We start from the raw sequence: 24487 nt of genomic DNA, 5'->3' as shown, positions 1-24487 counted from the left end.
ATCAATCGAAAGACGATCCGCGGCGGGTGACCCTGTCGCGGATCGTTTGCATGAGAAGGGTGAGCGACGGTGCAGGCTCGACGCCCGCCAGCCGCGTCAGTCCCACGGCGCCGCGGGTTTCCGCCATGTCGATATCGAGCGCCCGGAAGCGCCCCGCCGCAAGCTCGGACGCCACCACGCCACGCGAGATGATCCATACTGCCTGATGGCCGGCAACGAAGGCGCGGCCGAAACTGTCCGAGACGGTCTCGATCGTGGTCGGGAAGGCGGCAATGCCGTTGGTCAGCAGCAACCGGTCGACATAGGGCCGGATCACCGAGCCCCGCGTCGGCATCAGAACCGGGTAGTTCGCCAGCTCGCTCAGGGAAAAATTGTGGCCCGCCGCCAGCGGATGATCGGCCGCGACGACGAACACGACCTCCTCGTTATAGAGCGGCTCGAAGGTCAGCCCCGCCATCATCTCGGGCGCGGCCATGCGGCCGACCACGATGTCGAGCCCGCCGACGCGAAGCTCCTCCAGCAGCCAGCGGTTTTCGCCCGTCACCACCGTCAGCCGGCTGCCGGTCCTGAGTGCTAGAAAATCCGCCGCCACATCCGGCATCACCGTCGCGGAGACCGTCGGCAGCGCGCCGATGCGCAGCGGCGGCCCCTCCTCCTTCAAGGCAAGCGATATCGAATCTAGCCCGCGCCGCACCGAGGCGATGCTTTCGCCCGCATGGCGCAGGAAAATCTCGCCCGCATGGGAAAGCCGGATGCCACGCCCGTCCTTTTCCACAAGCGCCGTCTCCAGAATGTCTTCCAGCTCGCGCATTGTGCGCGTCACGGCCGGTTGCGTAACGTGAAGCGCCTCCGCCGCCTTGCTCACGCTTTTGTGGCGTGCGACTTCTATCAGCGTCTGCAAATGGCGGAACTTGATGCGGCTGTCCAATTCATAACCATCCTGTTATCAATTGAGCCAGAAATATCATTTTACCAAACAAAATACAGCATTTATCACACTCTTACGGAGGACATCATGGCTTTTGCTGAAATCGGCGGAACGGTACTGCATTACGAACTTCTGGGCGATCCGGAGGCCGACCGCACGATCGTCTTCGCAAACTCGCTGGGCACCGATTTCCGCATCTGGCTGCCGGTCTTTGACGAACTCGACGACGACATCGCCATCCTGCTCTACGACAAGCGCGGCCATGGCCTTTCCGGCCTCGGCAAGCAGCCGTCGTCCATTGAAGATCATGCGCAGGACGTCATCGATCTTTGCGCCATGCACGGCATCGACAAGGCCGTCATCTGCGGCCTTTCCGTCGGCGGTCTGATCGCGCAAGGGATCTGGAAGCTGAAGCCGGAACTGGTCGAAGCCATCATCCTCTGCGACACCGCCGCCAAGATCGGCACAGCCGACATGTGGAACACCCGCATCGCATCCATCGAGGCGAACGGAATTGCCTCGCTTTCGACCGCTGTTCTGGAGCGCTGGTTCACGCCGGACTTCTTCAAGGAGCGCGCCATCGATCTGGAAGGCTATCGCCAGATGCTCGAGCGCCAGCCGGTCGCCGGTTACACCGGCGTTTGCGCCGCCATCCGCGACGCGGATTTCACCGAATCGACCAAGACGATCGATGTCCCCGTGCTCTGCATCGTGGGCGATCAGGACGGCTCGACTCCGCCGGAACTCGTCCGCGCCACCGCCGATCTCATTCCGGGCGCCGCCTACGAAATCATCAAGGGCTGTGGCCATATTCCTTGCGTGGAACAGCCCGAGGCGCTCGCCCGGCTGATCTCGCGCTTCCTGTCGAGACTAGGAGACTGACATTTGAGCGAACAGCGTTCCCCCCGTTTCGTTGAGGGCATGAAGACCCGCCGGTCGGTTCTGGGCGATGCCCATGTCGACCGTGCGGAAAAGCTGAAGACCGCCTTTGACGAGCCGTTCCAGACGCTGATCACGGAAAGCGCCTGGGGCCATGTCTGGTCGCGTCCGGGGCTGACGAAGCGGGAGCGTTCGCTGATCACCATCGCGCTGCTGGCGGCCCTCGGTCATCACGACGAGGTCGCCATGCACACGCGTGCCACGGCCAATACGGGTGCGACGCCCGACGACCTGATGGAAGTCATGCTGCATGTGGCGATCTATGCCGGCGTGCCGGCCGCCAACCACAACATCAAAATCATAAAAGACGTGCTGGAGAAGATGCACCCTGAAATAATCAAACCGGAGGAAGGGAAATGACCAATTTTCAGCCCGAAACCGGCGGATTTTTTGCACGCGACCGCGACATGCATCCGCCAGCCTATACGCCGTGGTACAAGACATCCGTGCTGCGCTCGCCGCAGCGCGCGCTGATCTCGCTGGAAGGCACCAAGAGCGAGATCACCGGCCCGGTCTTCGGCCACAACATGCTCAACGAGCTCGATAACGACCTGATCCTCAACTATGCCAAGCCCGGCGAAATGCCGATCGGCCCGCGCATTCTGGTTCATGGCCGCATTCTCGACGAACGCGGCGTCGGCGTGCCCGGCGCGCTGGTGGAATTCTGGCAGGCAAATGCCGGTGGCCGCTATCGCCACAAGAAGGAAACCTATCTGGCGGCACTCGACCCGAATTTCGGCGGCGTCGGCCGGACGATCACCGACGAGAACGGCTATTACTGGTTCAAGACGATCAAGCCCGGCCCCTATCCCTGGCCGAACGGCGTCAACGACTGGCGTCCCGCCCACATCCACTTCTCCGTCTTCGGCCACGGCTTTGCCCAGCGCCTGATCACGCAGATGTATTTCGAGGGCGATCCGCTGATCTGGCTCTGCCCGATCGTCAAGACGATCCCGGACGAAGAGGCGATCAAGCGCCTTGTCGCGCCGCTCGACATGAACAACACGATCCCGCACGACATGCGCGCCTACAAGTTCGACATCGTGCTGCGCGGCCGCCGCTCCACCCTGTTCGAAAACCGCAAGGAGGGGAACTGACATGGTGCAACCGCTCGGTTACCTGAAGGAATCCGCCTCGCAGACGGCAGGTCCTTACGTTCACATCGGCTGCACGCCGAATTTCGTCGGTATCGAAGGCATCTTCGAAACCGACCTCGGCTCCGGCCCGCTCTATAACGACAAGACGAAGGGCGAACGCATCACGGTGCGTGGCCACGTCTTCGACGGTTCCGGCACGGCGCTCAAGGACGCGCTGATCGAAATCTGGCAGGCCGACGCCGAAGGGCTCTACAACAGCCCGTCGGAAACGCGCGGTTCCGCCGATCCGAACTTCCTTGGCTGGGGCCGCACGCCCGGCGACATGGCCACCGGCGAATTCGTCTTCGAGACGATCAAGCCCGGCAAGGTGCCCTTCAAGGGCGGCCGCTGGATGGCCCCGCACATCACCTTCTGGGTGGTCGCGCGCGGCATCAATATCGGCCTGCAGACACGCATGTACTTCCCCGAGGAAGAAGAGGCGAACGCCGCCGACCCGATCCTCGGCCGCATCGAACACCGCGTCCGCGTGCCCACGCTGATCGCCAAGAAGGACGGCAATACCTACACGTTCAACATCCACCTTCAGGGTGAGAACGAAACGGTGTTCTTCGACATCTGACAAAACCAGACCGCCGCGCTTCCGAAAGGGGCGCGGCGGTCGTTTGTATTCAGGCCTTTGCTTCCACCGTCCGCAGAAAATGCGCGGCAAGCGCACGCAGCAAAGCCACGCGCGCAAAACTGTCTGTCTCCAGAGCCGACATGCCGATCGCGCCATGCAGCGCATTGAACAGGAAGATGGCCGTCAACGCCGGCTCCTCGACCCGCCAGCACCCCGCCGATTGCCCGGCAGAGAGCAGGTTCCGCAGATCGTCGATCAGAATATTGTTGGTGAGCCCATCCTTCGGTGGCGGGGCAGCGGAAAAGGCGAGCTTGTGCGCGGCGGCCGCGACCAGATAGCCGTGGGCGCAGGCCCGCGCCCAGGTTTGCAGCCGTGCGCGGAAGTCGGGTTCCGGCTCCATCTCCACGGCCTTTGTGATCTCATTCAGCAAGCGTTGCACGAAACGGTCGCGCAGCGCCTCCGCAACCTCGATCTTGGTGGTGAAGTGGAGATAGAAGGCACCCTTGGAAATGCCAGCACCCTTGGCGATCTCCTCGATCGTCGCGTTTTCGAAGCCCTTGGCGAGGAAAACGCGCTCTGCGGCAATCATCAAGTCTTCGCGCCGTTCCGGTGCGGGCTTGGTGCGCGGCCTGCCTGCCTGTTTCAAGAGGTCACGCTCCTTTGACGGCGCGCCGGCTCGGCGCGGTGCAGATAGCCGGCAAACACGTCACGCATGGAGGCAGCCTCCACCTCAGGGATATGGCTCCCAGCTTCTCCGCGATGGTAACCCGAATGGGTGGCGACATGCAGGAGCATTTCGGCACGCGTCATCCGGCCCGACTGTCCGTCAGTGAACGTGAAACTGATCTCCTCGTCCAGCGCCTCGTCATCGAGCGTGTTGAGATGCGCAAGATAATTCTGGTCCACCTCTCGCGTAGCTTTTGCAAGGTCTCCCACCGCCGGCGCATCGGACTGCCAGCTCGCCGTGAAGCCATGGGGCTGCCCTTGCAGATGCGCCAGGAAAATACGGTCGACAATGTGTGCGTGATTGAGGATGCGCAGAGCGCGATGAAATTTGTCCTGAGGGACCGCCTGCTCCACGTCAGCCAGCGAATCGAGCAGGTCGCTTCCAGCAGAAGCCTTGTATTCAAAAAGCGAAGTCAGAACGGATCGAATGCTCATTGGTAACTCCCTTTTCTTCACCAATACATTATTGACCGAACGTCAGTCAATAAATTTCTGACCACGGGTGGCCAGTTCGTCAGGCCTCCCGGCTCGACACTCCACGACACGTCCAGGGGATGTCACAAACCTGTCATGAGTCGGTGCAAAGACACCGAGCGCGCCATATGGCTGCGAAACCATTTGACCTGCCCGACGTTAAGAGTTGCGTGGATCAACGTGCAGATCCAGCGCTCAGTTGCATGTCTGTAAACCGGAAAAAGGGACTGTGAGATGCCGCAAAGCAAGAGTGCCCCGCCCATCTTCCGCCTCATCAGTGGCCGCTTCTACCGCGCCATCCTTTCCGGGCGTGTCGACAGCGTGCTTGAACCGCCCGCGCCGCAAAGCGCCGGGCGCTATCACCGGCATGGCCAGCCGGCGCTCTACATGAGCCCCGAGCCGGAATGGGCGATGCGGGCGATTGCCGGATATATGCGCGAGGATGGAAAACCCCGCATGCTGGTGCCGCTGCTGGTGACGGAAGCGATGGTGCTGGATCAGCATGACGAAGCGCTTTGCGACCGGCTCGGCATCGACCGCACCCAGTCCAATCTCTCCTGGCGGACGGTGCTGGATGCGGGTGGCGAACCGCCCTCCTGGAAGACATCCGATATCGCAAGGGCCTCCGGGGCCGATGGCCTCATCGATCCGTCGCGCAACATTCCGGGCGGCTGGCATCTCGATCTGTTTCGCTGGAATGATCTGGGTGGCCCGAAGGTCGAGGTGGCCGGAGATCCGATGGAAATCCGCCTGTCCGCCACGGGCGGCAAGTGGGAGCTTTGAAGAAAAAACTGACCGGCGCGCCGTGGAGAGAGGGGCGGGCGCGCCGGCCATTCGGCCCCCGGAGGGGATGGGGGCCTGAATGCCAGGGCAATCCAGCGAAAGTGGAAACCGGTTTCGCGTCAGGAATTGCGTTCAGACAAAGAGATAAGGCATGTCCGGCGCTTCAGGTTTCGCCGGACGTGCTGAACGATCAGAACTCGGTCCATTCGTTGCTGACGCGACCGCCATTGGCGGCGAGCTTCGGACGGGCCGCCGGAGCCGCAGTCCTCGGTGCCATGGCCCGCGCCGTCTGCCGCAGGGCCTCGGCCTGCATGCCGGCGGAATGATCGAGCCTGAAGCGGGCAATCAGTTCCTTCAGCGTATGCGATTCATCCGCCAGCGCGCCGCTCGCGGCATTGGCCTCTTCCACCATCGCGGCGTTCTGCTGGGTCACCTGGTCCATCTGGTTGACGGCCGTGTTAACTTCCGCAAGCCCGACGGCCTGTTCGCGCGCCGAGGTGGCTATCGCGTCCATGTGCTGGTTGATGTTGATGACATAGTCGGCAATCGTCTTCAGCGCCTCGCCCGTCTCGCTGACGAGCTTCACGCCGTGACCAACTTCCGTTGCCGAAGACTGGATGAGCGCCTTGATCTCGCGGGCGGCCTGCGCAGAGCGCTGGGCAAGCTCGCGGACTTCCTGTGCGACAACGGCAAAGCCCTTGCCTGCATCGCCGGCTCTCGCCGCCTCGACACCGGCATTCAGCGCCAGCAGATTGGTCTGGAAGGCAATCTCGTCGATCACGCCGATAATGTTGGCGATCTGCGACGAGGATTGCTCGATGCGATGGATGGCGTCGACGGCACCGGCCACGACATGACCGGATTCCGTGGCGCTGACATTGGCGCGGGCAGCAATCTTGCGGGCCTCGTCGGCGCGCTGCGAGGAATTGCTGACATTGGCGGTGATCTCGTCGAGTGCCGCTGCCGTTTCCTCAAGCGAAGCCGCCTGCTGTTCGGTGCGCCGCGACAGGTCATCCGCGCTGCGGCTGATTTCGCGTGAGCCGCTGTCGATGGAGTCCGCAGAGGTTGCCACGGCCGACATGGCCTGGGCGAGCTGCGAGAGCGAGCGGTTGAAGTCCTGCCGCAACTGTTCGAAGTCGGCGGCGAAGGGTTCCGTCAGGCGGAAACCGAGATCGCCATCGGCGAGATGCTGCAGGCCAAGGCCGATCTGCTGGGTCGCCTGCGTCGTTTCGGCAGCCTTGCGATGCTCGGCTTCGGCAACGCGCTGGCGCTCAGCCTCCGACATCTGGCGCTGGCTGCTGGCATCGGCTTCCAGCTGGCGGGTGGCGATCGCATTCTCGCGGAAGACAACGACGGCTCCGGCCATCGCGCCGATTTCGTCAACGCGTCCTTCGCCGGGAACCTCGATCTGCAGGTCACCGCCGGCCAGACGCCGCATCGCAGCCGTCATCGCACCGATCGGACCGGCAATGCCGCCGGCAACGAACCACATGGCGAGAATGCCGAGCAGGCCCATCACACCCGAAACGACAAGCTGCAGGGTCGTGTCGCGCTGGCTGCGGCCGGAAAGCGCATCGCGGAGCGCATCAGCCTTGGCAAGAGCGACGCCGCGCGGGACATCGACGACAACCGACCAGGTCGACTGCGTGCGGCCGTTGACGATCGGGGCAAGCGCCGTGAAAGCCCTGTCGTCGGCGACGACCGACTCCAGACCCTTGGAAATATCCGCCAGAACCTTGGAGGCATCGCCGCGGACCGCCGAATAGCTGCCGCCGATCTTGTCGGGATGCTCGCTCGAGGCCACGACGAGACCCGCCGACGTCACGATATCGACCGAGGCCTTGCCGTCATAGATCGACGCCTTGACGCTCTCGGCAAGCTTCTGCACGAAGGCCAGATCAAAGTCGGCGCCAGCCACACCGGCAAACTTGCCATCGACCATGATCGGAACGGACATGGTGGCGAGATAGACGTTCCTGCCCTGCACGATGTATGGCAGCGGCGCCAGCAGGCTTTCCTTGCCGGTCGTGGCGGGGCCGATATACCAGCCGCCCTTGACGAGACCGTTCGGATGGGTGGCGCTGCTGTCATATTCGACCAGCGGCTGGATATCGATCTTGCCGTCGGCTGCGCGCGTCCAGTAGGGCAGGAAGCGGCCCGTGGCATCCGAGCCGACCTTGGCATTGCCCTTGAACGGATCGTCCTTGCCGTCGATGGCGTTGGCCTCCCAGGCACTGTAGGTGCCGTTGAAGCGCGGATTGTCCTTCAGCACGCTGAGGAGGATCGCATTGAAATGCGCCCGGCGCATCTCTGCCGGCTCGCCTTCCTTTTGCGATGCCGCGATTTCGAAGCTCCGCGCCATGTTGCGCGCCGCGCCGAAGGCCTCGTCCAGCGAGGCCCGGATGATGCCGGCCTGCGTCGAGGCCAGGCGCTTCAGCCCGTCCTTCGTCATGTCCTCGGTCAGCGACGACACATTTTCGGTCACGAATGTCTGCCGGCTCTGCGCCGAAATGATGCCATAGGCAAGAACACCGCCGACTGCCGTCAGGACGCAAAGCCCCGACAGCACGGCAATCTTCGATTTGATGGATTTGAACTGCATTGAACGACCCCCGATGCCCCGATGCGATCTCAAGCCGATCGCTTTGACAGAACGTGTGGGTCACAACGGGAACGATCAGAAACCCCCACGATTCTGAGGGATAGGCTGGCAGCTCTGGTTTTCGCGTCTCTTAACGAGAGCTTGCATATCTAGGGATAGATCCTGTCAAAATAAGATTTGACGTTTTCGATGACTGAATTCATTAAATAAAATCGGCAAATATTGACAATTATCAGAACAAGAAATGTCTCATTTGTGCGACAATTTCAAGCTTCTATACGTTTATATATCTTTTAAACCGGAATAATACGTCTTTAGAGGGAAAGTTTCCTGAACTCAACCTTGATTTTTAACAGGGATGGCAGGAGACGTTCGGCAACCGAGGCGGGCATTTCACCGCTCGCGGCAAGCCCGACATTGAGTGCGGCGACCGTCGCGCCACGCGCATTGACGAGCGGAACGGCAAGCGACCGGAGCCCGATCTCGACCTCCTGATCGATCACTGCAAAACCGCGCGCGCGGGTGTCCGCAAGGATCTCCATCAGCGCATCGAGATCGGTCACCGTGCGTTCCGTGCGCGCCGGCCGCGGCTGGCTGGCAAGGATCGCACGCGCCTCCGCCGGATCGAGCGCCGCGAGCAGCACCCGCCCCATGGACGTGCAATAGGCCGGCAGGCGCGAACCCGGCATGAGGGCGATCGACATCACCCGGCGCTGTGCGGCGCGCGCCACATAGACGATCTCGGCGCCGTCGAGAATGGACACCGACGTGCTCTCGCCAATCTCCTGCGACAGGGCGTCGAGCAGCGGCTGCACCACGCGCGGCAGCGGCATGGCGGCAAGACCGCCCGTGCCAAGCCGCAGCACGCGCGGCGTCAGCGTGAAGAACTTGCCATCATAATCCGCATACCCCCCCTCGGCGAGCGTCAGCAGACAGCGCCGCGTGGTGGCGCGATCGAGCCCGGCAATCTCGGAAGCCTCGGCAATCGAAAGCCGCGTGCGCTCGGCGCTGAAGGCCTCGATGACCTTCAGCCCCTTCATCAGCCCGCCCATCAGATCGCGGTCCTGGATTGCCATCCCCATCTCCATTTGTGCGATATTCGAACAAATATCGTATAACGCACAAATTATTTGCCGTCGAGCAGGATTCGTCTTATCCATCTCGCCACGATAGGTCGGGAGCCTGCCGACCGCGACGGAGGATTTCATGGACAAGACGATTGGAAGTCTGGCGGAGGCGGTGGCCGATATCGGCGACGGCGCAACCGTCATGATCGGCGGTTTCGGCGGCTCCGGCGCGCCGATCGAGCTCATTCACGCCCTCATCGACAAGGGGCCGAAGAACCTCACCGTCATCAACAACAATGCCGGCAACGGCCGCATCGGCATTGCCGCGATGATCGATGCGGGGCTGGTCAAGAAGATGATCTGCTCCTTCCCGCGCTCTTCCGACCCGCGCGCCTTCACAGACCGCTATCTGGCCGGTGAGATCGAGCTGGAACTGGTGCCGCAGGGCACGCTGGCCGAGCGCATCCGCGCCGGCGGTGCCGGCATCCCGGCCTTCTATACGCCGACCAGCTTCGGCACCGAACTGGCCAATGGCAAGGTGATCGCCGAATTCGACGGCCGCAAATATGTGCAGGAACGCTGGCTGAAGGCCGACTTCGCCATCGTCAAGGCGCATCTCGGCGACACGATGGGCAACCTCACCTACCGCATGGCCGGCCGCAACTTCAATCCGCTGTTGTGCATGGCAGCCGCCAAGACGATCGCCCAGGTTTCGAAGCTCGTCCGCCCCGGCGAGATCGATCCCGAACAGGTGATCACCCCCGGCATTTTCGTCGATGGCGTCGTTGAAGTCGCCAATCCGCAACAGGAAGAAGAGCTCATCCGAGCCGGAGTGGCTTACGCATGACCGACGCACCCACCATCAACACGCGCGAAGACATCAAGCTTTCCAACGCCCAGATCGCCTGGCGCGCAGCGCAGGACATTGAAGACGGCGCCTATGTGAACCTCGGCATCGGCTTCCCGGAAATGGTCGCCAAATTCCAGCCGCCCGGCCGCGAAGCAATCTTCCACACCGAAAACGGCGTGCTGAACTTCGGTGTAGCCCCCGCTGCCGGCGAAGAAGACTGGGATCTCATCAATGCCGGCAAGAAGGCGATCACGCTGAAGCCGGGTGCGGCCTTCTTCCACCATGCCGACAGCTTCGCCATGGTGCGCGGCGGCCATCTCGATGTCGCGATCCTCGGCGCCTATCAGGTTGCCGAAAACGGCGATCTCGCCAACTGGCGCGTTGGCTCCAAGGGCGTTCCCGCCGTTGGCGGCGCAATGGACCTCGTCCACGGCGCCAAGCAGGTCGTCGTCATCACCGAGCATGTGACCAAGGACGGCAAGCCGAAACTGGTCGAGCGCTGCACCTTCCCGCTGACCGGCGTCGGCTGCATCACCCGCGTCTATACGAGCCATGCCGTGATCGACATTGTCGACGGCAAGTTCGCGGTGCGCGAAAAGCTCGCCGCCATGACCATGGACGAGCTTCAGGCCATGACCGGTGGCAAGCTCCACACCGACGGCCCCGTTGCCGATCTCGTCGTGCCGGCACTGTAAGGAAGAATAAGATGACCGAAGCCTTTATCTGCGCCTATATCCGCACGCCCATCGGCCGTTTCGGCGGCTCGCTTTCCTCCGTACGCGCCGACGATCTCGGCGCCGTGCCGCTGAAAGCCCTGATGGCGCAATATCCGACCGTCGACTTCGAAGCGATCGATGACGTCATCTATGGCTGCGCCAACCAGGCGGGCGAAGACAACCGCAATGTCGCCCGCATGTCGCTGCTGCTCGCCGGGCTTCCCGTGTCTGTAACGGGCACGACGATCAACCGCCTCTGCGGCTCCGGCATGGACGCCGTCATCACCGCCGCCCGCGCCGTCAAGGCCGGCGAAGCCGAGCTGATGATTGCCGGCGGCGTCGAATCGATGAGCCGCGCGCCCTTCGTCATGCCGAAGGCCGAGACGGCCTTCTCGCGCAATGCCGAAATCTACGACACCACGATCGGCTGGCGCTTCGTCAACCCGTTGATGAAGAAGCAATATGGCGTCGATTCCATGCCGGAAACCGGCGACAATGTTGCCATCGACTTCAAGATCTCCCGCGAAGACCAGGACGCCTTTGCCGTCCGCAGCCAGGCCCGCGCCGCAGACGCGCAGGCCAATGGCCGTCTGGGCAAGGAAATCACCGCAGTCCACGTCGCCCAGAAGAAGGGCGACCCGATCGTCGTTGATCGCGACGAGCATCCGCGCGCAACCTCGATGGAAGCACTCGGCAAGCTGAAGCCGGTCAACAAGATCGAAGGCGGCACGGTCACGGCGGGCAATGCCTCGGGCGTCAACGACGGTGCCGCAGCCCTCATCATCGCCTCGGAAGCCGCCGCGAAGAAGCATGGCCTGACGCCGATCGCCCGCGTTCTCGGCGGCGCCACCGCCGGCGTTCCGCCGCGCATCATGGGCTTCGGTCCGGCACCGGCCTCGAAAAAGCTGCTGGCCCGCCTTGGGCTGAAGCAGGAGCAACTCGACGTGATCGAGCTCAACGAAGCCTTTGCCTCCCAGGGCCTGGCGACGCTGCGGGATCTCGGCATTGCCGATGATGACCCGCGCGTCAATATCAACGGCGGGGCCATTGCGCTCGGCCATCCGCTCGGCATGTCCGGCGCACGCATCACCGGCACGGCGGCGCTCGAACTGGCGCTCTCCGGCGGCCGCTACTCGCTCTCCACCATGTGCATTGGCGTCGGCCAGGGCATCGCGGTGGCGCTCGAACGGGTTTGATGGCAGCGTCTCCCCTTTTGGGGATAGCGAGCCCTATTCTCCGTCATCCCGGACTTGATCCGGGATCCAGCGCGCGATGTCCATCGCGCGGGAGACTCTTCTTGTAAGCGTCAATCAGCCCGCAGACGCGGGCTGGCTGGATGCCGGATCAAGTCCGGCATGACGGAAGCATGTGTGCCCGCAATTGCGACCGCTCCCGCTTCGTGACATCCTTCGCGACGAACATCACAAGCCGCCTCCCGGCGAGCGCAGGACCTGACCATTCCATGACCGAATTCTTCCCCGCCTTCCTCAACGACCTGCTCTACGATCCGGACGTCGCCGACCTGATCGGCACGGATGCAGATCTGGCGGCCATGCTGGCCTTTGAAGTGGCGCTCGGGGAAGCGGCCGCCGCCCATGGCTTCATCCCGGCCGATCACGCCAGGGCGCTGACCGACAAAGCCGCCACCTTCCAGCCCGACCGCCTCTCGCTGCAAAGCGCCACCCTGAAGGATGGCGTCGTCATCCCGGACTATGTCCGCCAGCTGCGCGAACATGTCGGCGGCGAGGCTGCAAAATCCGTCCATTTCGGCGCGACCAGCCAGGACGTCATCGACACGGCACTGGCCTTGAAGTTGGGCGACACGTTCGACCTCTTCGAAGCCCGCCTCACCGGCGTGGCGGCACTTCTGGAAGGCCTGATCGAGAATTTCGGCAGCATCGAAATCCCCGGCCGCACCCGCATGCAATCGGCCATCCCGATCACGTCCGGCGACCGCATCCGCGTCTGGCTCGCCGGCGTCACACAGGCGCTCAATGCGCTTGAGGCTGTCCGTGAACAGAGCCTCATCCTGTCGCTCGCCGGTGCCGCCGGCACGGCAGAGAAATACGGCGACCGCATCGGCGCGGTGCGCGAGGACGTCGCCCGGTCACTTGGCCTCACCGTCCCGGCCTACGTGCCGCACGCCGCCCGTGGCCGTATCGCCGATCTCGGCAACTGGCTGTCGCGCATCACCGGCGCGCTCGGCAAGATCGGCCAGGACGTGGCCCTGATGGCGCAGAACGAAATGGCCGAAGTCGCGCTTTCCGGCGGCGGCGCATCCTCCGCCATGCCGCACAAGCAGAACCCGGTGCGCGCCGAAGTGCTGGTCACACTCGCCCGCTTCAACGCAACGCAAGTCTCCGCCCTGCATCAATCGCTCATCCACGAACAGGAACGCTCGGGCGCGGCCTGGACGCTGGAATGGCTGGTCCTGCCGCAGATGCTGAATGCAACGGGCGTGGCGCTGAAACACGCCGCCAGCCTCATCTCCGGCATCAAGCGCGTCGGCAAGACGGGCTGACCTTTGCGCCCGAGCGACACGGCTCGGCCCTAGCCACCCTGACGCTTTTCGTCAGACATCAGCGCGTGCAGCTCGCTTGCGGGAATCGCCCCCTCTGCATAGCCAAACGTGCCTTGGCCCAGCACCTCCTCGCCCGCACGCTTGAGAGCACCCAAGGCCGCCCGGGCAAAAGAGCCGCCGACGCTGATGCGGCGAACGCCGGCATCTGAAAGCTGATCGACGGTGTAACGCGGCCCCTTGAGACCCATCACGACATTGACCGGCCTGTCCACCTCGCGACACACCGTCCGGATGGCATCCAGATCCGGCAGGCCGGGCGCATAGACCACATCGGCGCCAGCCGCGCAAAAGGCCTGCAGCCGCTTGATCGTGTCGTTCAAATCAGCACGACCCCAAAGATAATTCTCGGCACGCGCCGTCAGGAGAAACGGCTTTCCCCTTGCCGCATCGACGGCGGCCTCAACGCGCGCCACGGCAGCCTCAAGATCGTAAATGGGGCGATCACGATCGCCCGTCGCATCTTCGATCGATCCACCCACAAGACCGGTCGCGATCGCGAGCTCTATTGTGCGCGCACAGGCCGCGGGAGAGGCCCCAAACCCGTCCTCGAGGTCGGCGGAGACGGGAAGGTCCGTCGCCGCAACAATCTGGGCCGCATTGGCCAGAACCTCCTCACGGCTCAGCCCGGCAAAGGAATCGCGCTTGCCGACAGAAAAGGCATAGCCCGCACTTGTCGTCGCCAGGGCCTCGAAGCCGAGACTGGCAAGGATGATCGCCGACCCGGCATCCCAGGGATTGGGAATCACAAAGGCGCGGTCGCGCGCATGCAGCGACTTGAAGCGCTCAAACCTGCTCTGTTGATCCTGCAACGCCGCCTCCCCTGCCACAAATTTGAACAAAAAGAGAACAAAAATCCTCGCGCCTGTCAAGTCGCGGACGGTCGACCTGTCATCAAATCGATTGAGATCAGGCCGTATTTCCGGCATGTATCGCCGCAACAATCGTTTGACAGGGAGAGACACGATGTCCGCAAAACTCGGCAAGGGCTGGCAGAAGAGGCAATTTCACCGCGACTGGCTGGCGGCCGAAGCCGTCAACCTGCTCGATTTCTTCAGCCTGAACACAATCGACCCCGCTGGCGGCTTCTACGATCTCGACCGCGAAGGCGAGCCGATGGAAGGCCCGAAGGCCCTGCATGCCACGACCCGCATGGTCCATTGCCATGTCGTCGGCCAACTGCTCGGCCGTCCGGGCTCGGCCGAAATGATCGACCACGGCATGAACTTCCTGAAGAAGGGCCACCGCGACGAGAAATTCGGCGGCTACATGTGGTCGCTCGAAGACGGCCAGCCGAAGGATGACACGAAACAGGCCTATGGCCACGCCTTCGTGCTTCTCGCCGCCTCCAGCGCCAGCCTTGTCGGCCATCCGCTCGCCAAGGACATCCTGGCGGACGTCTCCGAAGTCCTCGACAAGCGCTTCTGGGAAGAGGCAAACGGCGCCGTGTCGGAAGAATACAAGCGCGACTGGTCGCCGATCTCCGATTATCGCGGCCAGAACTCCAACATGCACCTGACCGAAGCCCTGATGGCCGCCTATGAGGCAACCGGCGAACGGATTTATCTCACCCGCGCCGAGCGCATCGCATCGCTCATCATCGACAAGCATGCCCGCTCGCTCGGCTACCGTGTCGCCGAACATTTCCACGCCGACTGGAGCCTCGACAATGCCTATTCCGGCAACGAGATGTTCCGCCCCTCCGGCTCAACACCCGGCCATTGGCTCGAATGGGCCCGTCTCTGCCTGCAGCTCTGGGTGCTCGGCGGCAAGAAGCTCGACTGGCTGAAGGACGCGGCTATCGCCCTTTTCAAGGCCTCGATCGATCTCGGTTGGGACAAGGCCTATGGCGGCTTCTTCTACACGCTCGATTGGGACAACAACCCGAAGCGCCGCGAAAAGCTCTGGTGGCCGATCTCGGAAGGCATTGGCGCCGCCGCCTTCCTCAACGCCCATGCGCCGTCCGATTTCCATGAGGAATGGTATCGCAAGCTCTGGGATTTCGCCGCCTCCAACCTGATCGATCAGGATTTCGGCGGCTGGCTGCCGGAGCTTTCGGAAGATTTGCAGCCGGAGGAAAGCCTCTTCATCGGCAAGCCGGACATCTACCACGCCTTCCAGGCCTGCCTGATCCCGCTTTTCCCGGCGGAAGGCAGCCTGACGGCGATGATCATGGAAGAAAACAGGACATAACGCAGGCCTCAACGGTCTTGCGCATGCCTCGAGCGCGGCTTCCGGAAAGCGGAGGCCGCGTTTTTGTTTGCCGAGCGGAACCGCGGCGAAAACCGGAAATGCCTGGATGAAGTCGGGAAAGCCCTCCAGAATCGAAAAAGCCTGCCGCGGGAGGAGGTGCGACAGGCTTTTCGAAAAGAACCGAACAGCGACTGGGAGGAGGAGTGCCGCTGTTCCGACGGGGTCCCTGGGAGGAGGAGTAGGACCCGGTCACACGAAGCTCTGCGGGAGGAGGTGCATCGCTTCGATAAGTCTTATAATAGTGATTTCAGCCGCCGTTTGAAGCGTCTTTGCTGCAGTGCAGCTATGCATGAAACGCATATCGCAGTTGCGAAGAAGTCCGGCGGTTTCCGAAACGAACAAGGCGCCGCTCCACCGGAGACAGCGCCTGGATCAATGCCTTTTCAGGCGCAATCAATCAGCGGATCGAACCGCCGCGGGCAACGCGCGGAATGTCGGCGCGGGTCAGGCCGAGGTCCTGCAGTTCGCGGTGGTTCATGCGACCGAGTTCGTTAACGGTCTGACGATACTTGCGCCATTCATTGAAAGAGCGAGCGAGTTTCATGGGTGTTTCCTTTCTGAGGTCTTCTGGACGTCAGCGGCTTAACTTCAAGTCCCGGCGTCTTTGTGATGACCCCTATATAGCCCCGTCAATCGCCCATAAAAAGTGCTCATGCTGCACAGCACCTATGCACACAGCGCAAATATGAGGCAAATGCCCTGCTGCAAAGCAGGGTGCCGCGTCCCCACTGTCGGCCTCGATGATTGACGAAAGCAGACACGAAAAAGGGCGCGCTTCCCGCGGAAGCGCGCCCTTGTCCGGACTGGTGATGCCTTTGCTGAACGAGGCGGCCCGCGGCAACCGCGGGCAGCACCTCGAAGACCTCAGAGACTTTCGAGCTTCGTCTGCAGCGCCTTCAACTGCTGCTTCAGCTCTTCGATGTCGGAGGGCTCCGCCTTCTTGGCCGGCTTGGCTTCCGCCTGCGCGACACCGGAGAAGGGCGAGAACATCTTCATCGCATTCTGGAAGATTTCCGTATTGCGGCGAACCTGCTCCTCGATCATCTGGATCGGAAGCTGCAGGTTCTTGGTGAGCGGGGTCTCGCCAAAGGCCTTGGTGATCTGCTCCTGCATCTGCGCCTGCTGCTCGGCGAAGGACTGCATGGAATGTTCGAGGAAACTCGGAACGACCATCTGCATCTGGTCGCCGTAATAGGAAATGAGCTGCCGCAGGAACGAGATCGGCAGCAACGTGTTGCCGGTCTTGGACTCCTGCTCGAAAATGATCTGCGTGAGAACCGAATGCGTGATGTCCTCACCGGACTTCGCATCCTGAACGGCAAAGTTCTCGCCGCGCTTGACCATGCCTGCAAGGTCGTCAAGCGTCACATAAGTGCTGGTGCCGGTATTGTAGAGCCGCCGGTTGGCGTATTTCTTGATGACGATTTCGCCGTCGTTCTTAGCCATTCAATCCTCCTCACCTCCAGCGTCTGCTGCGCTGCCGAAGAAGAGATTAAGCGGAGAGTGGAACGGAACGCAATCGATTTGTGCATCGCCGCGAAATGCGCGCCGACTCGGGCCAAGCGCGCATTTCGTTCGCATTTACTTACACAAGGTCGATGGTCGCGTCTGAGGCCTCATTGGCTCGTGCAGGCCCAGCGCACGACGCGGCAATTGTCGCCGTGATTGTAGCAGGCCTCGAGTGCGTTGCTCTCCGCGGAGTAGCGGTCGTCGCCCCAGTCGGCACCCCATGCACCACGGGAACCGCGCGCGACGGCACCACAGGCATTGGAGAAATACGTCACGATGCGGCAATCATAGGCATAGCCGCGGCAGTTGCCCATGGCGGCGCGCTCAGCCCGGCGGCGCGATGGATGATCGTAGGACCAGCCGGTGGCCCCGGTCCGCGGCGAATAGGCGATGGCGCCGTAGTAATCGGCGCGAGCCTCGACGACGCTCACACAGGACGCAAGAATGGTGGCCGCCGTCATGGCGGCAAGATGGAATTTTCGCATGGTGTACTCCCTCAAAATACAGGGGTGACATTCGCGCAAATCCGCTAATTTTCAACTATCCTGAAAAATCACCCAGAAATGTTTCCGCTGACGAAGGCCGCCGCCGACTTAATACGTAAGAATTTACTTACATTGAATTCATATCCACTTGAGATCGACTTTCCGGCGACAGCAAATCGCCGAGAAAGTTCAAAGCCTTTTGGTCAGAATTCCCGTTTGACTCTTCTCGACGGGTTTGCCACGCTCACGTAAAACACGCAAAGGGCAAATCATGCCCAAAGGACGCGAGGAGACCAAGCCGTGAGCACCCCTTCCATCGTTATCGCCAGCGCAGCCCGCACTGCCGTCGGTTCATTCAATGGCGCATTTGCCAACACCCCGGCGCACGAGCTGGGCGCGGCCGCCATCAAGGCAGCACTCGAGCGCGCCGGTGTTTCGGCTGCGGAAGTCAACGAAGTCATCATGGGTCAGGTTCTGCCGGCAGGCGAAGGCCAAAACCCGGCCCGCCAGGCCGCGATGAAGGCCGGCATTCCGCAGGAAGCCACCGCCTGGGGCCTCAACCAGCTCTGCGGCTCGGGCCTGCGCGCCGTGGCGCTCGGCATGCAGCAGATCGCAACGGGCGACGCCTCGATCATCGTCGCCGGCGGCATGGAATCCATGTCCATGGCCCCGCATTGCGGGCACTTGCGCGGCGGCACAAAGATGGGCGACTTCAAGCTCATCGACACGATGATCAAGGACGGCCTGACGGACGCCTTCTACGGCTATCACATGGGCACGACGGCCGAAAACATTGCCAAGCAGTGGCAGCTGACCCGCAACGACCAGGACGAGTTCGCCGTTTCCTCGCAGAACAAGGCGGAAGCCGCCCAGAAGGCCGGCCGCTTCAAGGACGAAATCGTCCCCTTCACCATTTCGACCCGCAAGGGCGACATCATCGTCGACGCCGACGAATATATCCGCGCCGGCACGACCATTGACGCGATGACCAAGCTGAAGCCCGCCTTCGACAAGGAAGGCACCGTCACCGCCGGCAACGCCTCCGGTCTCAATGACGGCGCTGCCGCCACGGTTCTGATATCGGAAGCCGAAGCCGGACGTCGCGGCATCACGCCGATGGCCCGCATCGTGTCGTGGGCCACCGCCGGCGTTGATCCCCGCATCATGGGCACGGGCCCGATCCCGGCTTCGCGCAAGGCGCTCGAAAAGGCCGGCTGGTCGATCAACGATCTCGACCTCGTGGAAGCCAACGAAGCCTTTGCCGCCCAGGCCTGCGCCGTCAACAAGGACCTTGGCTGGGATCCGTCGATCGTCAACGTCAACGGCGGCGCCATCGCCATCGGCCACCCGATTGGCGCCTCTGGTGCCCGCATCCTCAACACGCTGCTCTTCGAAATGGCCCGCCGCGGCTCCAAGAAGGGTCTTGCCACGCTCTGCATCGGCGGCGGCATGGGCGTCGCGCTCTGCGTCGAGGCGCTGTAATCGGCCGCAACCGGCACGATGGAATGACCCGCGACCCCGGGAAGGTCGCGGGATAGAAAAGAATCCAAAAAACTTCCGGAGGACAATCATGAGCAGAGTCGCACTCGTCACAGGGGGCTCGCGCGGCATCGGCGCGGCCATTTCCATCGCTCTCAAGAATGCAGGCTACAAGGTTGCCGCAACTTACGCCGGCAATGACGAAACCGCCGCCGCCTTCACCAGGGAGACCGGCATCCACACCTACAAGTGGGACGTCTCCAGCTACGAAGCCTGCGGCGAGGGCATTGCCAAGGTCGAGGCCGAACTCGGCCCGGTCGACGTTCTCGTCAACAATGCCGGCATCACTCGCGACTCGATGTTCCACAAGATGACGCCGCAGCAGTGGAAGGAAGTCATCGATACGAACCTCACGGGCCTCTTCAACATGACGCACCAGGTCTGGGGCGGCATGCGTGACCGCTCCTTCGGCCGCATCGTCAACATTTCCTCGATCAACGGCCAGAAGGGCCAGGCGGGCCAGGCCAACTATTCCGCCGCCAAGGCCGGCGACATCGGCTTCACCAAGGCGCTCGCCCAGGAAGGCGCGATGAAGAACATCACCGTCAACGCCATCTGCCCGGGCTATATCGGCACGGAAATGGTCCGCGCGGTGCCGGAAAAGGTGCTCAACGAGCGCATCATCCCGCAGATCCCGGTCGGCCGCCTCGGCGAACCGGAAGAAATCGCCCGCTGCGTGGTTTTCCTCGTGGCCGACGACGCCGGCTTCATCACCGGCTCGACCATCACCGCCAATGGCGGGCAGTATTTCGCTTGATTGCCGAGACTGGGCCGAGCCTTCAGGCGCGGCCCGATCAAGCCGCAAACCCCAAACGTCGTCATGGTCGGGCCTGTCCCGACCATCTGCAACGTCTACTTGCTGCCGCACCGTCGATTGCTCGGGCTCGTCCGTAGATCCTCGCCACAAGGGCGAGGATGACGGTGGGAGTGGCCTTAATCCACCAGATAAGCCTTCGCCCCCTCGACCATTTCCGGCGGCAGCGGCGTCGATTTGCGCGCCACGAGATCGAAGAGGATCGTCACGGCGGTGATTTCCGCCGAGAGCGTCCCCTTCTCCGAGTTATACATCGCATGATGCGTCGTCAGCGACGTGCGCCCGACCTTCAGGAACCGGCTGCGCACTTCGAACAGGCTGCCCACCGGCAGCTCGTCGATGAAATCGATCTCGTAGCGCCGGTCCGCCCAGCCCCAGTTGCGCTCTTTCAGCCAGGACGGCTTGTAGCCGATGGCCGCGACCAGATGCCAGCCGGCCTGGTCAAACGCGCCGATATAATGCTGCACATTCATATGCCCCATGACATCGCATTGCACGGGATAGACAACACCGCGATAGGTGACGAGCTCCATGGTTCCCTCCCCAGTTTCATCCTGATTCCACTGCCGGCAACCAGAAAACAGATCGCCCGCCGCCGCAAGCGCAAAGGTTAACAAACGAGCGGTCAAGGGCCATTCCGCAGACCATTTGCTATGGTTAACAAATTGTTTTTACACCACATCTTGCGGTGAACAAACCGGGAAAGGAGACAGGTCGGTGATTCGTCTGTGATTCGTTCCCGCTTTGGTTCGAGGCTCGAAACGTTAACATTCCGCAGGTCTTACCGAGGGATGAACACGCGGCTTCAAATCGTTAACGCAGGCTCGTTCGGCACAGGAAACAGGAACGCTGCCGAATCGTTTCTATCCTCGGCGAGACACAGGACACACCACATCTTGTGGAGAACAGAACCGCAACATGAACAGATCTCTGATTCGTCGATGATTCGTTCCGTCTTTGGTCGAGATGTTAACGCGAGGCGCGAAAGGCGCCGAAAATGCCCAAAATTAACAATCCATTAACCATAAACACCAAAGCCGCTTGCCAGCCCTTTCAGCCGATTCCGCCCCTCCATCGCGAGTCGAATCCGGATTCCCCATCTCGATTCACGATCTGGAGTCGAATCGGCAATTCAAACTAGATATGGTATAGAACATAAAAGGAACGCGACGGAGTCATCGATTCGTCTCCGATTCGTTCCCAAGCTGTTCCGAGGCTTGCAGAATGCGGTTCGAAACGCCATCTGCAGGGCCAGTCCACATCACCTTCGCCCTTGCACTTCAACGCCCGAGCGGGCATGTCTCTGAGCGAGAGAGACCAGCAAGGCCGGCAACGCCCGGAACATCGATTTGACCATCAAGCCCATGATCCTGAGCGGCCGCGGCGTGACTGCAGTGCTCGGACCAACCAATACCGGGAAGACCCACTTCGCCATCGAGCGCATGGTTGCGCACGGTTCGGGCGTCATCGGCCTGCCGCTCCGGCTTCTGGCCCGCGAGGTCTATACCCGTGTTGCCGAACGTGTGGGTGTGGCCAATGTCGCGCTCGTCACCGGCGAAGAGAAGATCTCGCCGCCCAACGCGCGCTTCACCGTCTGTACGGTCGAGGCCATGCCCCGCGAGACGAAGGCGGCCTTTGCGGCGATCGATGAAGTGCAGCTCGCCGGCGATCTTGAGCGCGGCCATATCTTTACCGACCGCATCCTGCATCTGCGCGGCCGCGAGGAAACGCTGTTTCTGGGCGCCGCCACCATGGCGCCGATCCTCAGCCACCTCCTGCCGGGCATCACCATTGTCGAGCGCCCGCGCCTGTCGCAGCTGCTTTATGCCGGGCAGAAGAAGATCACCCGCCTTCCCGCCCGCTCGGCCATCGTCGCCTTCTCGGCCGAAGAGGTCTATGCGATTGCCGAGCTGATCCGCCGCCAGCGCGGCGGTGCAGCGGTCGTGCTCGGCGCGTTGTCGCCCCGCACCCGCAATGCCCAGGTCGGGCTCTATCAGTCGGGCGATGTCGATTTTCTCGTCGCCACCGACGCGATCGGCATGGGCCTGAACCTCGATGTCGGCCATGTCGCCTTCGCCCAGGACCGGAAGTTCGATGGCTATCAGTATCGCAATCTCAATCCCGGCGAGATTGGCCAGATTGCCGGCCGCGCCGGACGTCACCTGAATGACGGCACGTTTGGTGTGACCGGTCAGGTCGCCCCCTTTGACGACGAACTGGTGGAGCGCATCGAGGCCCATGTCTTCGATCCGGTGAAGGTCCTGCAGTGGCGGTCGAAGGCGGTGGACTATGCCTCGATCCGCGCGCTGCAGGAAAGTCTGAATGCCGCCCCCACCATGCACGGCCTGACGCGGGCACTCCCCGCCGTCGACCTGCAGGCGCTGGACTTCCTGGCCGCGCTTCCGGAGATTCGCGATCTTGCCGACCGCCCGGCACGCGTCGAGACATTGTGGGAGGCCTGCGCACTTCCCGATTACCGCAGGATTGCCCCTGCGCAGCACGCCGACATCATTTCGACCATTTATTCCGATCTTGTCCGCCGCGGTCATGTCAACGAGGATTACATGGCCGAACAGGTCCGCCGCGCGGACCGGACCGATGGGGAAATCGACAGTTTATCGGCACGCATTGCGCAAATCAGAACTTGGACCTATGTGTCGAACCGACCAGGATGGCTTGCCGATCCGACACACTGGCAAGAAAAGACGCGCGAAATCGAGGATAGGCTATCCGACGCGCTGCATGAGAGGTTGACGAAACGCTTTGTTGATCGCAGGACATCTGTGCTCATGAAGCGCTTGAGAGAGAATGCGATGCTGGAAGCAGAAATCAGTGTAAACGGTGACGTCTTCGTCGAGGGCCACCACGTCGGACAGTTGGCCGGTTTCCGGTTCACACTGGCAAACGCGGCGGAAGGTCAGGAAGCCAAGGCGATGCTGTCGGCAGCGCAGAAGGCGCTGGCGCTGGAATTCGAGGCGCGTGCCGCCCGGCTCCATGCCGCCGGCAATGGCGATCTTGCGCTGACGTCGGAAGGCGTCGTGCGCTGGCTCGGCGATCCCGTGGCACGCCTCACCTCGACCGATCATATCCTGCATCCGCGCGTCATCCTTCTCGCGGACGAGCAGCTGACCGGCCCGGCCCGCGATCACGTCGCGGCCCGCATCGAGCGCTTCGTCAATCATCACATCGCAACGGTTCTGAAGCCGCTGGACGATCTGTCCCGCGCCGAAGACCTTGAAGGTCTGGCCAAGGGCCTCGCCTTCCAGCTCGTCGAAAATCTCGGCGTGCTCTTCCGCCGCGACGTCGCCGAAGAGGTGAAATCGCTGAGCCAGGAGCACCGCGCAGCCCTCCGCAAGCTGGGCGTCCGCTTCGGCGCCTACCACGTCTTCATGCCGGCACTTCTGAAGCCGGCGCCGGCCGAACTCATCACGCTGCTTTGGGCGCTGAAGAACGACGCCATGGACAAGCCGGGCTATGGCGACCTGATCCCGGTTCTCGCCGCCGGCCGCACCTCGGTCGTTACCGATCACGCCATCGAGCGCAATTTCTATCGCCTCGCCGGCTTCCGCTTCCTCGGCAAGCGCGCCGTGCGCATCGATATCCTGGAGCGTCTGGCAGACCTCATCCGTCCGCTTCTCCAGTGGAAGCCGGAAACCGGCAAGCGTCCGGACGGCGCCTATGACGGCCGCCGCTTCGTAACGACGCCGGCCATGCTCTCCATTCTGGGTGCGACCCCGGACGACATGGAAGAGATCCTCAAGGGTCTCGGCTATCGCGCCGACAGCGTGACTGCCGAAGAGGCCGCAGGCTTCCTCGCCACGCAGGACGCCAAGGCGGCTCCGGCCGAGAGCGCGGCAGCACCGGCATCCGCTGAGACCGCCTCCGACGACGACACCGCAGACAGCGACGCTGGCAGCGAACATGATGAACAGCCGGCAGAGGCAGCAGCTCCCGCAGAAGCCGCCCCGTCGGAAGCTGTAGCGTCTGAAACGACTGCTTCCGAAGCTGCACCGGCAGAGGCCGCTGCAGCCGGTGGTGAAGCCCCTGCCGAAGAAACAGCGCCCAAGCCGGTTCTGCTGTGGCGTCCGGGTGGCCGCCACGAGCGCGAACCGCGCCAGAACGCCGGCCCGCGCCGTGACAACCGAGGTCCCCGCGACCAGAACCGTGGCGAAAATCGCGGCGAAGGCCGTGGTGAAGGCCGGGGCGACCGCAACCAGGGTGCAAACCGTGGCGGCAATCGCGATCGCGCCCAGGGTGAACGCGCGCAGGGTGATCGTCCGCAAGGCGACCGCAACCAGGGCGACCGCAAGGACCGCTTTGGCGGCAAGCCCGGTGGCAAGCCGCAACGCGACCGCGACGAGAACCGTCACGGCGGCGGCGGCAAGCCGCAGCATGACCGCAACAAGGGCATGAGCGCCGCACCGCCGCGCAAGGAAAAGCCGATCGATCCGGATTCACCCTTCGCCAAGCTAGCGATCCTCAAGGATCAGATGAAGAAGTAATCAGGT

General features: G+C 62.5%; 23 protein-coding genes. 13 read left to right on the top strand and 10 right to left on the bottom strand.

Annotated features, from left to right (window positions below; genetic code table 11):
- Position 1 precedes the first annotated feature (1 nt).
- Positions 2 to 928, bottom strand: a complete 927-nt coding sequence (pcaQ, locus tag LQK84_RS17685; protein WP_230830044.1) for a pca operon transcription factor PcaQ — start codon at positions 926 to 928, stop codon at positions 2 to 4.
- A gap of 87 nt (positions 929 to 1015) precedes the next feature.
- On the opposite strand from pcaQ, the gene pcaD reads away from it, so the two are divergent.
- Genes pcaD through pcaG form a run of 4 tightly spaced genes read left to right on the top strand, consistent with a single transcriptional unit; the run spans position 1016 to position 3583 of the window.
- A complete protein-coding gene (gene pcaD / locus LQK84_RS17680) occupies positions 1016 to 1810 on the top strand; it encodes a 3-oxoadipate enol-lactonase (protein ID WP_230830043.1) in 795 nt (264 codons plus the stop codon).
- Between the two features lie 39 nt (positions 1811 to 1849).
- A complete protein-coding gene (gene pcaC, locus LQK84_RS17675; protein WP_442966981.1) occupies positions 1850 to 2227 on the top strand; it encodes a 4-carboxymuconolactone decarboxylase in 378 nt (125 codons plus the stop codon).
- The gene (gene pcaH / locus LQK84_RS17665; RefSeq protein WP_330166420.1) at positions 2224 to 2964 is read left to right on the top strand and encodes a protocatechuate 3,4-dioxygenase subunit beta; all 741 of its coding nucleotides are present in this window, start codon (positions 2224 to 2226) and stop codon (positions 2962 to 2964) included. The genes pcaC and pcaH overlap by 4 nt, the downstream gene beginning before the upstream one ends.
- Position 2965: 1 nt before the next feature.
- Positions 2966 to 3583, top strand: a complete 618-nt coding sequence (gene pcaG, locus LQK84_RS17660) for a protocatechuate 3,4-dioxygenase subunit alpha (RefSeq protein ID WP_230830040.1) — start codon at positions 2966 to 2968, stop codon at positions 3581 to 3583.
- A gap of 49 nt (positions 3584 to 3632) precedes the next feature.
- Here pcaG and LQK84_RS17655 read toward each other — a convergent pair whose 3' ends face one another.
- Complete coding sequence (locus LQK84_RS17655) at positions 3633 to 4229, bottom strand: TetR/AcrR family transcriptional regulator (RefSeq protein ID WP_230830039.1); 597 nt, start codon at positions 4227 to 4229, stop codon at positions 3633 to 3635.
- On the bottom strand, positions 4226 to 4744 hold the full coding sequence (locus LQK84_RS17650) for a DinB family protein (protein ID WP_230830038.1): 519 nt from the start codon (positions 4742 to 4744) through the stop codon (positions 4226 to 4228). Before LQK84_RS17650 ends, LQK84_RS17655 begins: the two co-directional genes overlap by 4 nt.
- 273 nt (positions 4745 to 5017) lie before the next feature.
- On the opposite strand from LQK84_RS17650, the gene LQK84_RS17645 reads away from it, so the two are divergent.
- Positions 5018 to 5566, top strand: coding sequence for an RES family NAD+ phosphorylase (locus LQK84_RS17645; RefSeq protein WP_230830037.1), 549 nt, complete (start codon positions 5018 to 5020; stop codon positions 5564 to 5566).
- A gap of 190 nt (positions 5567 to 5756) precedes the next feature.
- Here LQK84_RS17645 and LQK84_RS17640 read toward each other — a convergent pair whose 3' ends face one another.
- Both LQK84_RS17640 and LQK84_RS17635 read right to left on the bottom strand, forming a co-directional pair.
- Positions 5757 to 8168 (bottom strand): methyl-accepting chemotaxis protein, encoded by a 2412-nt coding sequence (locus LQK84_RS17640; RefSeq protein WP_230830036.1) that lies wholly within the window; start codon positions 8166 to 8168, stop codon positions 5757 to 5759.
- 314 nt (positions 8169 to 8482) lie between these two features.
- Positions 8483 to 9244 (bottom strand): IclR family transcriptional regulator domain-containing protein, encoded by a 762-nt coding sequence (locus tag LQK84_RS17635; RefSeq protein WP_230830035.1) that lies wholly within the window; start codon positions 9242 to 9244, stop codon positions 8483 to 8485.
- 130 nt (positions 9245 to 9374) lie between these two features.
- On the opposite strand from LQK84_RS17635, the gene LQK84_RS17630 reads away from it, so the two are divergent.
- The 4 genes from LQK84_RS17630 to LQK84_RS17615 all read left to right on the top strand — a co-directional run bounded on the left by LQK84_RS17630 (position 9375) and on the right by LQK84_RS17615 (position 13322).
- Positions 9375 to 10082, top strand: coding sequence for a 3-oxoacid CoA-transferase subunit A (locus tag LQK84_RS17630; protein ID WP_230830034.1), 708 nt, complete (start codon positions 9375 to 9377; stop codon positions 10080 to 10082).
- Positions 10079 to 10780 (top strand): 3-oxoacid CoA-transferase subunit B, encoded by a 702-nt coding sequence (locus LQK84_RS17625; protein WP_230830033.1) that lies wholly within the window; start codon positions 10079 to 10081, stop codon positions 10778 to 10780. The genes LQK84_RS17630 and LQK84_RS17625 overlap by 4 nt, the downstream gene beginning before the upstream one ends.
- An 11-nt stretch (positions 10781 to 10791) precedes the next feature.
- The gene (pcaF, locus tag LQK84_RS17620; RefSeq protein ID WP_230830032.1) at positions 10792 to 11997 is read left to right on the top strand and encodes a 3-oxoadipyl-CoA thiolase; all 1206 of its coding nucleotides are present in this window, start codon (positions 10792 to 10794) and stop codon (positions 11995 to 11997) included.
- 266 nt (positions 11998 to 12263) lie between these two features.
- Positions 12264 to 13322, top strand: coding sequence for a 3-carboxy-cis,cis-muconate cycloisomerase (locus LQK84_RS17615; protein WP_230830031.1), 1059 nt, complete (start codon positions 12264 to 12266; stop codon positions 13320 to 13322).
- Between the two features lie 29 nt (positions 13323 to 13351).
- Here LQK84_RS17615 and LQK84_RS17610 read toward each other — a convergent pair whose 3' ends face one another.
- Positions 13352 to 14191 carry an isocitrate lyase/PEP mutase family protein gene (locus LQK84_RS17610; RefSeq protein ID WP_230830076.1) on the bottom strand — a complete coding sequence of 280 codons (840 nt, stop codon included), beginning with the start codon at positions 14189 to 14191 and terminating at the stop codon, positions 13352 to 13354.
- A gap of 154 nt (positions 14192 to 14345) precedes the next feature.
- Between LQK84_RS17610 and LQK84_RS17605 the strand changes: the two genes are divergently transcribed.
- Positions 14346 to 15572, top strand: a complete 1227-nt coding sequence (locus LQK84_RS17605; RefSeq protein WP_230830030.1) for an AGE family epimerase/isomerase — start codon at positions 14346 to 14348, stop codon at positions 15570 to 15572.
- A 457-nt stretch (positions 15573 to 16029) separates the two neighbouring features.
- Here the strand turns inward: LQK84_RS17605 and LQK84_RS17600 are convergent, their stop codons facing one another.
- From LQK84_RS17600 to LQK84_RS17590, 3 genes are all read right to left on the bottom strand, one after another.
- Positions 16030 to 16176: a DUF1127 domain-containing protein gene (locus LQK84_RS17600; RefSeq protein ID WP_230830029.1), complete on the bottom strand. Its 147-nt coding sequence runs from the start codon at positions 16174 to 16176 to the stop codon at positions 16030 to 16032.
- A 320-nt stretch (positions 16177 to 16496) separates the two neighbouring features.
- Positions 16497 to 17078 (bottom strand): polyhydroxyalkanoate synthesis repressor PhaR, encoded by a 582-nt coding sequence (gene phaR, locus LQK84_RS17595; RefSeq protein ID WP_230830028.1) that lies wholly within the window; start codon positions 17076 to 17078, stop codon positions 16497 to 16499.
- Positions 17079 to 17248: 170 nt separating this feature from the next.
- A complete protein-coding gene (locus tag LQK84_RS17590) occupies positions 17249 to 17626 on the bottom strand; it encodes a DUF4189 domain-containing protein (protein ID WP_230830027.1) in 378 nt (125 codons plus the stop codon).
- Between the two features lie 300 nt (positions 17627 to 17926).
- Between LQK84_RS17590 and LQK84_RS17585 the strand changes: the two genes are divergently transcribed.
- Together LQK84_RS17585 and LQK84_RS17580 are read left to right on the top strand one after the other, a co-directional pair.
- On the top strand, positions 17927 to 19108 hold the full coding sequence (locus LQK84_RS17585; protein ID WP_230830026.1) for an acetyl-CoA C-acetyltransferase: 1182 nt from the start codon (positions 17927 to 17929) through the stop codon (positions 19106 to 19108).
- Positions 19109 to 19196: 88 nt separating this feature from the next.
- A complete protein-coding gene (locus LQK84_RS17580) occupies positions 19197 to 19922 on the top strand; it encodes a beta-ketoacyl-ACP reductase (RefSeq protein ID WP_230830025.1) in 726 nt (241 codons plus the stop codon).
- A gap of 176 nt (positions 19923 to 20098) precedes the next feature.
- On the opposite strand, the gene LQK84_RS17575 is transcribed toward LQK84_RS17580, so the two are convergent.
- Positions 20099 to 20512 (bottom strand): acyl-CoA thioesterase, encoded by a 414-nt coding sequence (locus LQK84_RS17575; protein WP_230830024.1) that lies wholly within the window; start codon positions 20510 to 20512, stop codon positions 20099 to 20101.
- Positions 20513 to 21343: 831 nt separating this feature from the next.
- On the opposite strand from LQK84_RS17575, the gene LQK84_RS17570 reads away from it, so the two are divergent.
- Positions 21344 to 24481, top strand: a complete 3138-nt coding sequence (locus LQK84_RS17570; RefSeq protein WP_269072169.1) for a helicase-related protein — start codon at positions 21344 to 21346, stop codon at positions 24479 to 24481.
- Positions 24482 to 24487 lie beyond the last annotated feature (6 nt).

This window comes from Rhizobium sp. C4, assembly GCF_021026315.1.
GTDB lineage: Bacteria > Pseudomonadota > Alphaproteobacteria > Rhizobiales > Rhizobiaceae > Ensifer_A.
Note: the sequence above shows the minus strand (reverse complement) of the source record. Positions and strands in the feature narration are given on the sequence as shown.

Excerpts from the sequence above, each read along its gene's own strand:
- pcaD (WP_230830043.1), top strand. The coding sequence starts at position 1,016 with ATGGCTTTTGCTGAAATCGGCGGAACGGTACTGCATTACGAACTTCTG.
- pcaC (WP_442966981.1), top strand. The coding sequence starts at position 1,850 with ATGAAGACCCGCCGGTCGGTTCTGGGCGATGCCCATGTCGACCGTGCG.
- pcaH (WP_330166420.1), top strand. The coding sequence starts at position 2,224 with ATGACCAATTTTCAGCCCGAAACCGGCGGATTTTTTGCACGCGACCGC.
- pcaG (WP_230830040.1), top strand. The coding sequence starts at position 2,966 with ATGGTGCAACCGCTCGGTTACCTGAAGGAATCCGCCTCGCAGACGGCA.
- LQK84_RS17650 (WP_230830038.1), bottom strand. The coding sequence starts at position 4,744 with ATGAGCATTCGATCCGTTCTGACTTCGCTTTTTGAATACAAGGCTTCT.
- LQK84_RS17645 (WP_230830037.1), top strand. The coding sequence starts at position 5,018 with ATGCCGCAAAGCAAGAGTGCCCCGCCCATCTTCCGCCTCATCAGTGGC.
- LQK84_RS17640 (WP_230830036.1), bottom strand. The coding sequence starts at position 8,168 with ATGCAGTTCAAATCCATCAAATCGAAGATTGCCGTGCTGTCGGGGCTT.
- LQK84_RS17635 (WP_230830035.1), bottom strand. The coding sequence starts at position 9,244 with ATGGCAATCCAGGACCGCGATCTGATGGGCGGGCTGATGAAGGGGCTG.
- LQK84_RS17630 (WP_230830034.1), top strand. The coding sequence starts at position 9,375 with ATGGACAAGACGATTGGAAGTCTGGCGGAGGCGGTGGCCGATATCGGC.
- LQK84_RS17625 (WP_230830033.1), top strand. The coding sequence starts at position 10,079 with ATGACCGACGCACCCACCATCAACACGCGCGAAGACATCAAGCTTTCC.
- pcaF (WP_230830032.1), top strand. The coding sequence starts at position 10,792 with ATGACCGAAGCCTTTATCTGCGCCTATATCCGCACGCCCATCGGCCGT.
- LQK84_RS17615 (WP_230830031.1), top strand. The coding sequence starts at position 12,264 with ATGACCGAATTCTTCCCCGCCTTCCTCAACGACCTGCTCTACGATCCG.
- LQK84_RS17605 (WP_230830030.1), top strand. The coding sequence starts at position 14,346 with ATGTCCGCAAAACTCGGCAAGGGCTGGCAGAAGAGGCAATTTCACCGC.
- LQK84_RS17600 (WP_230830029.1), bottom strand. The coding sequence starts at position 16,176 with ATGAAACTCGCTCGCTCTTTCAATGAATGGCGCAAGTATCGTCAGACC.
- phaR (WP_230830028.1), bottom strand. The coding sequence starts at position 17,078 with ATGGCTAAGAACGACGGCGAAATCGTCATCAAGAAATACGCCAACCGG.
- LQK84_RS17590 (WP_230830027.1), bottom strand. The coding sequence starts at position 17,626 with ATGCGAAAATTCCATCTTGCCGCCATGACGGCGGCCACCATTCTTGCG.
- LQK84_RS17580 (WP_230830025.1), top strand. The coding sequence starts at position 19,197 with ATGAGCAGAGTCGCACTCGTCACAGGGGGCTCGCGCGGCATCGGCGCG.
- LQK84_RS17575 (WP_230830024.1), bottom strand. The coding sequence starts at position 20,512 with ATGGAGCTCGTCACCTATCGCGGTGTTGTCTATCCCGTGCAATGCGAT.
- LQK84_RS17570 (WP_269072169.1), top strand. The coding sequence starts at position 21,344 with ATGATCCTGAGCGGCCGCGGCGTGACTGCAGTGCTCGGACCAACCAAT.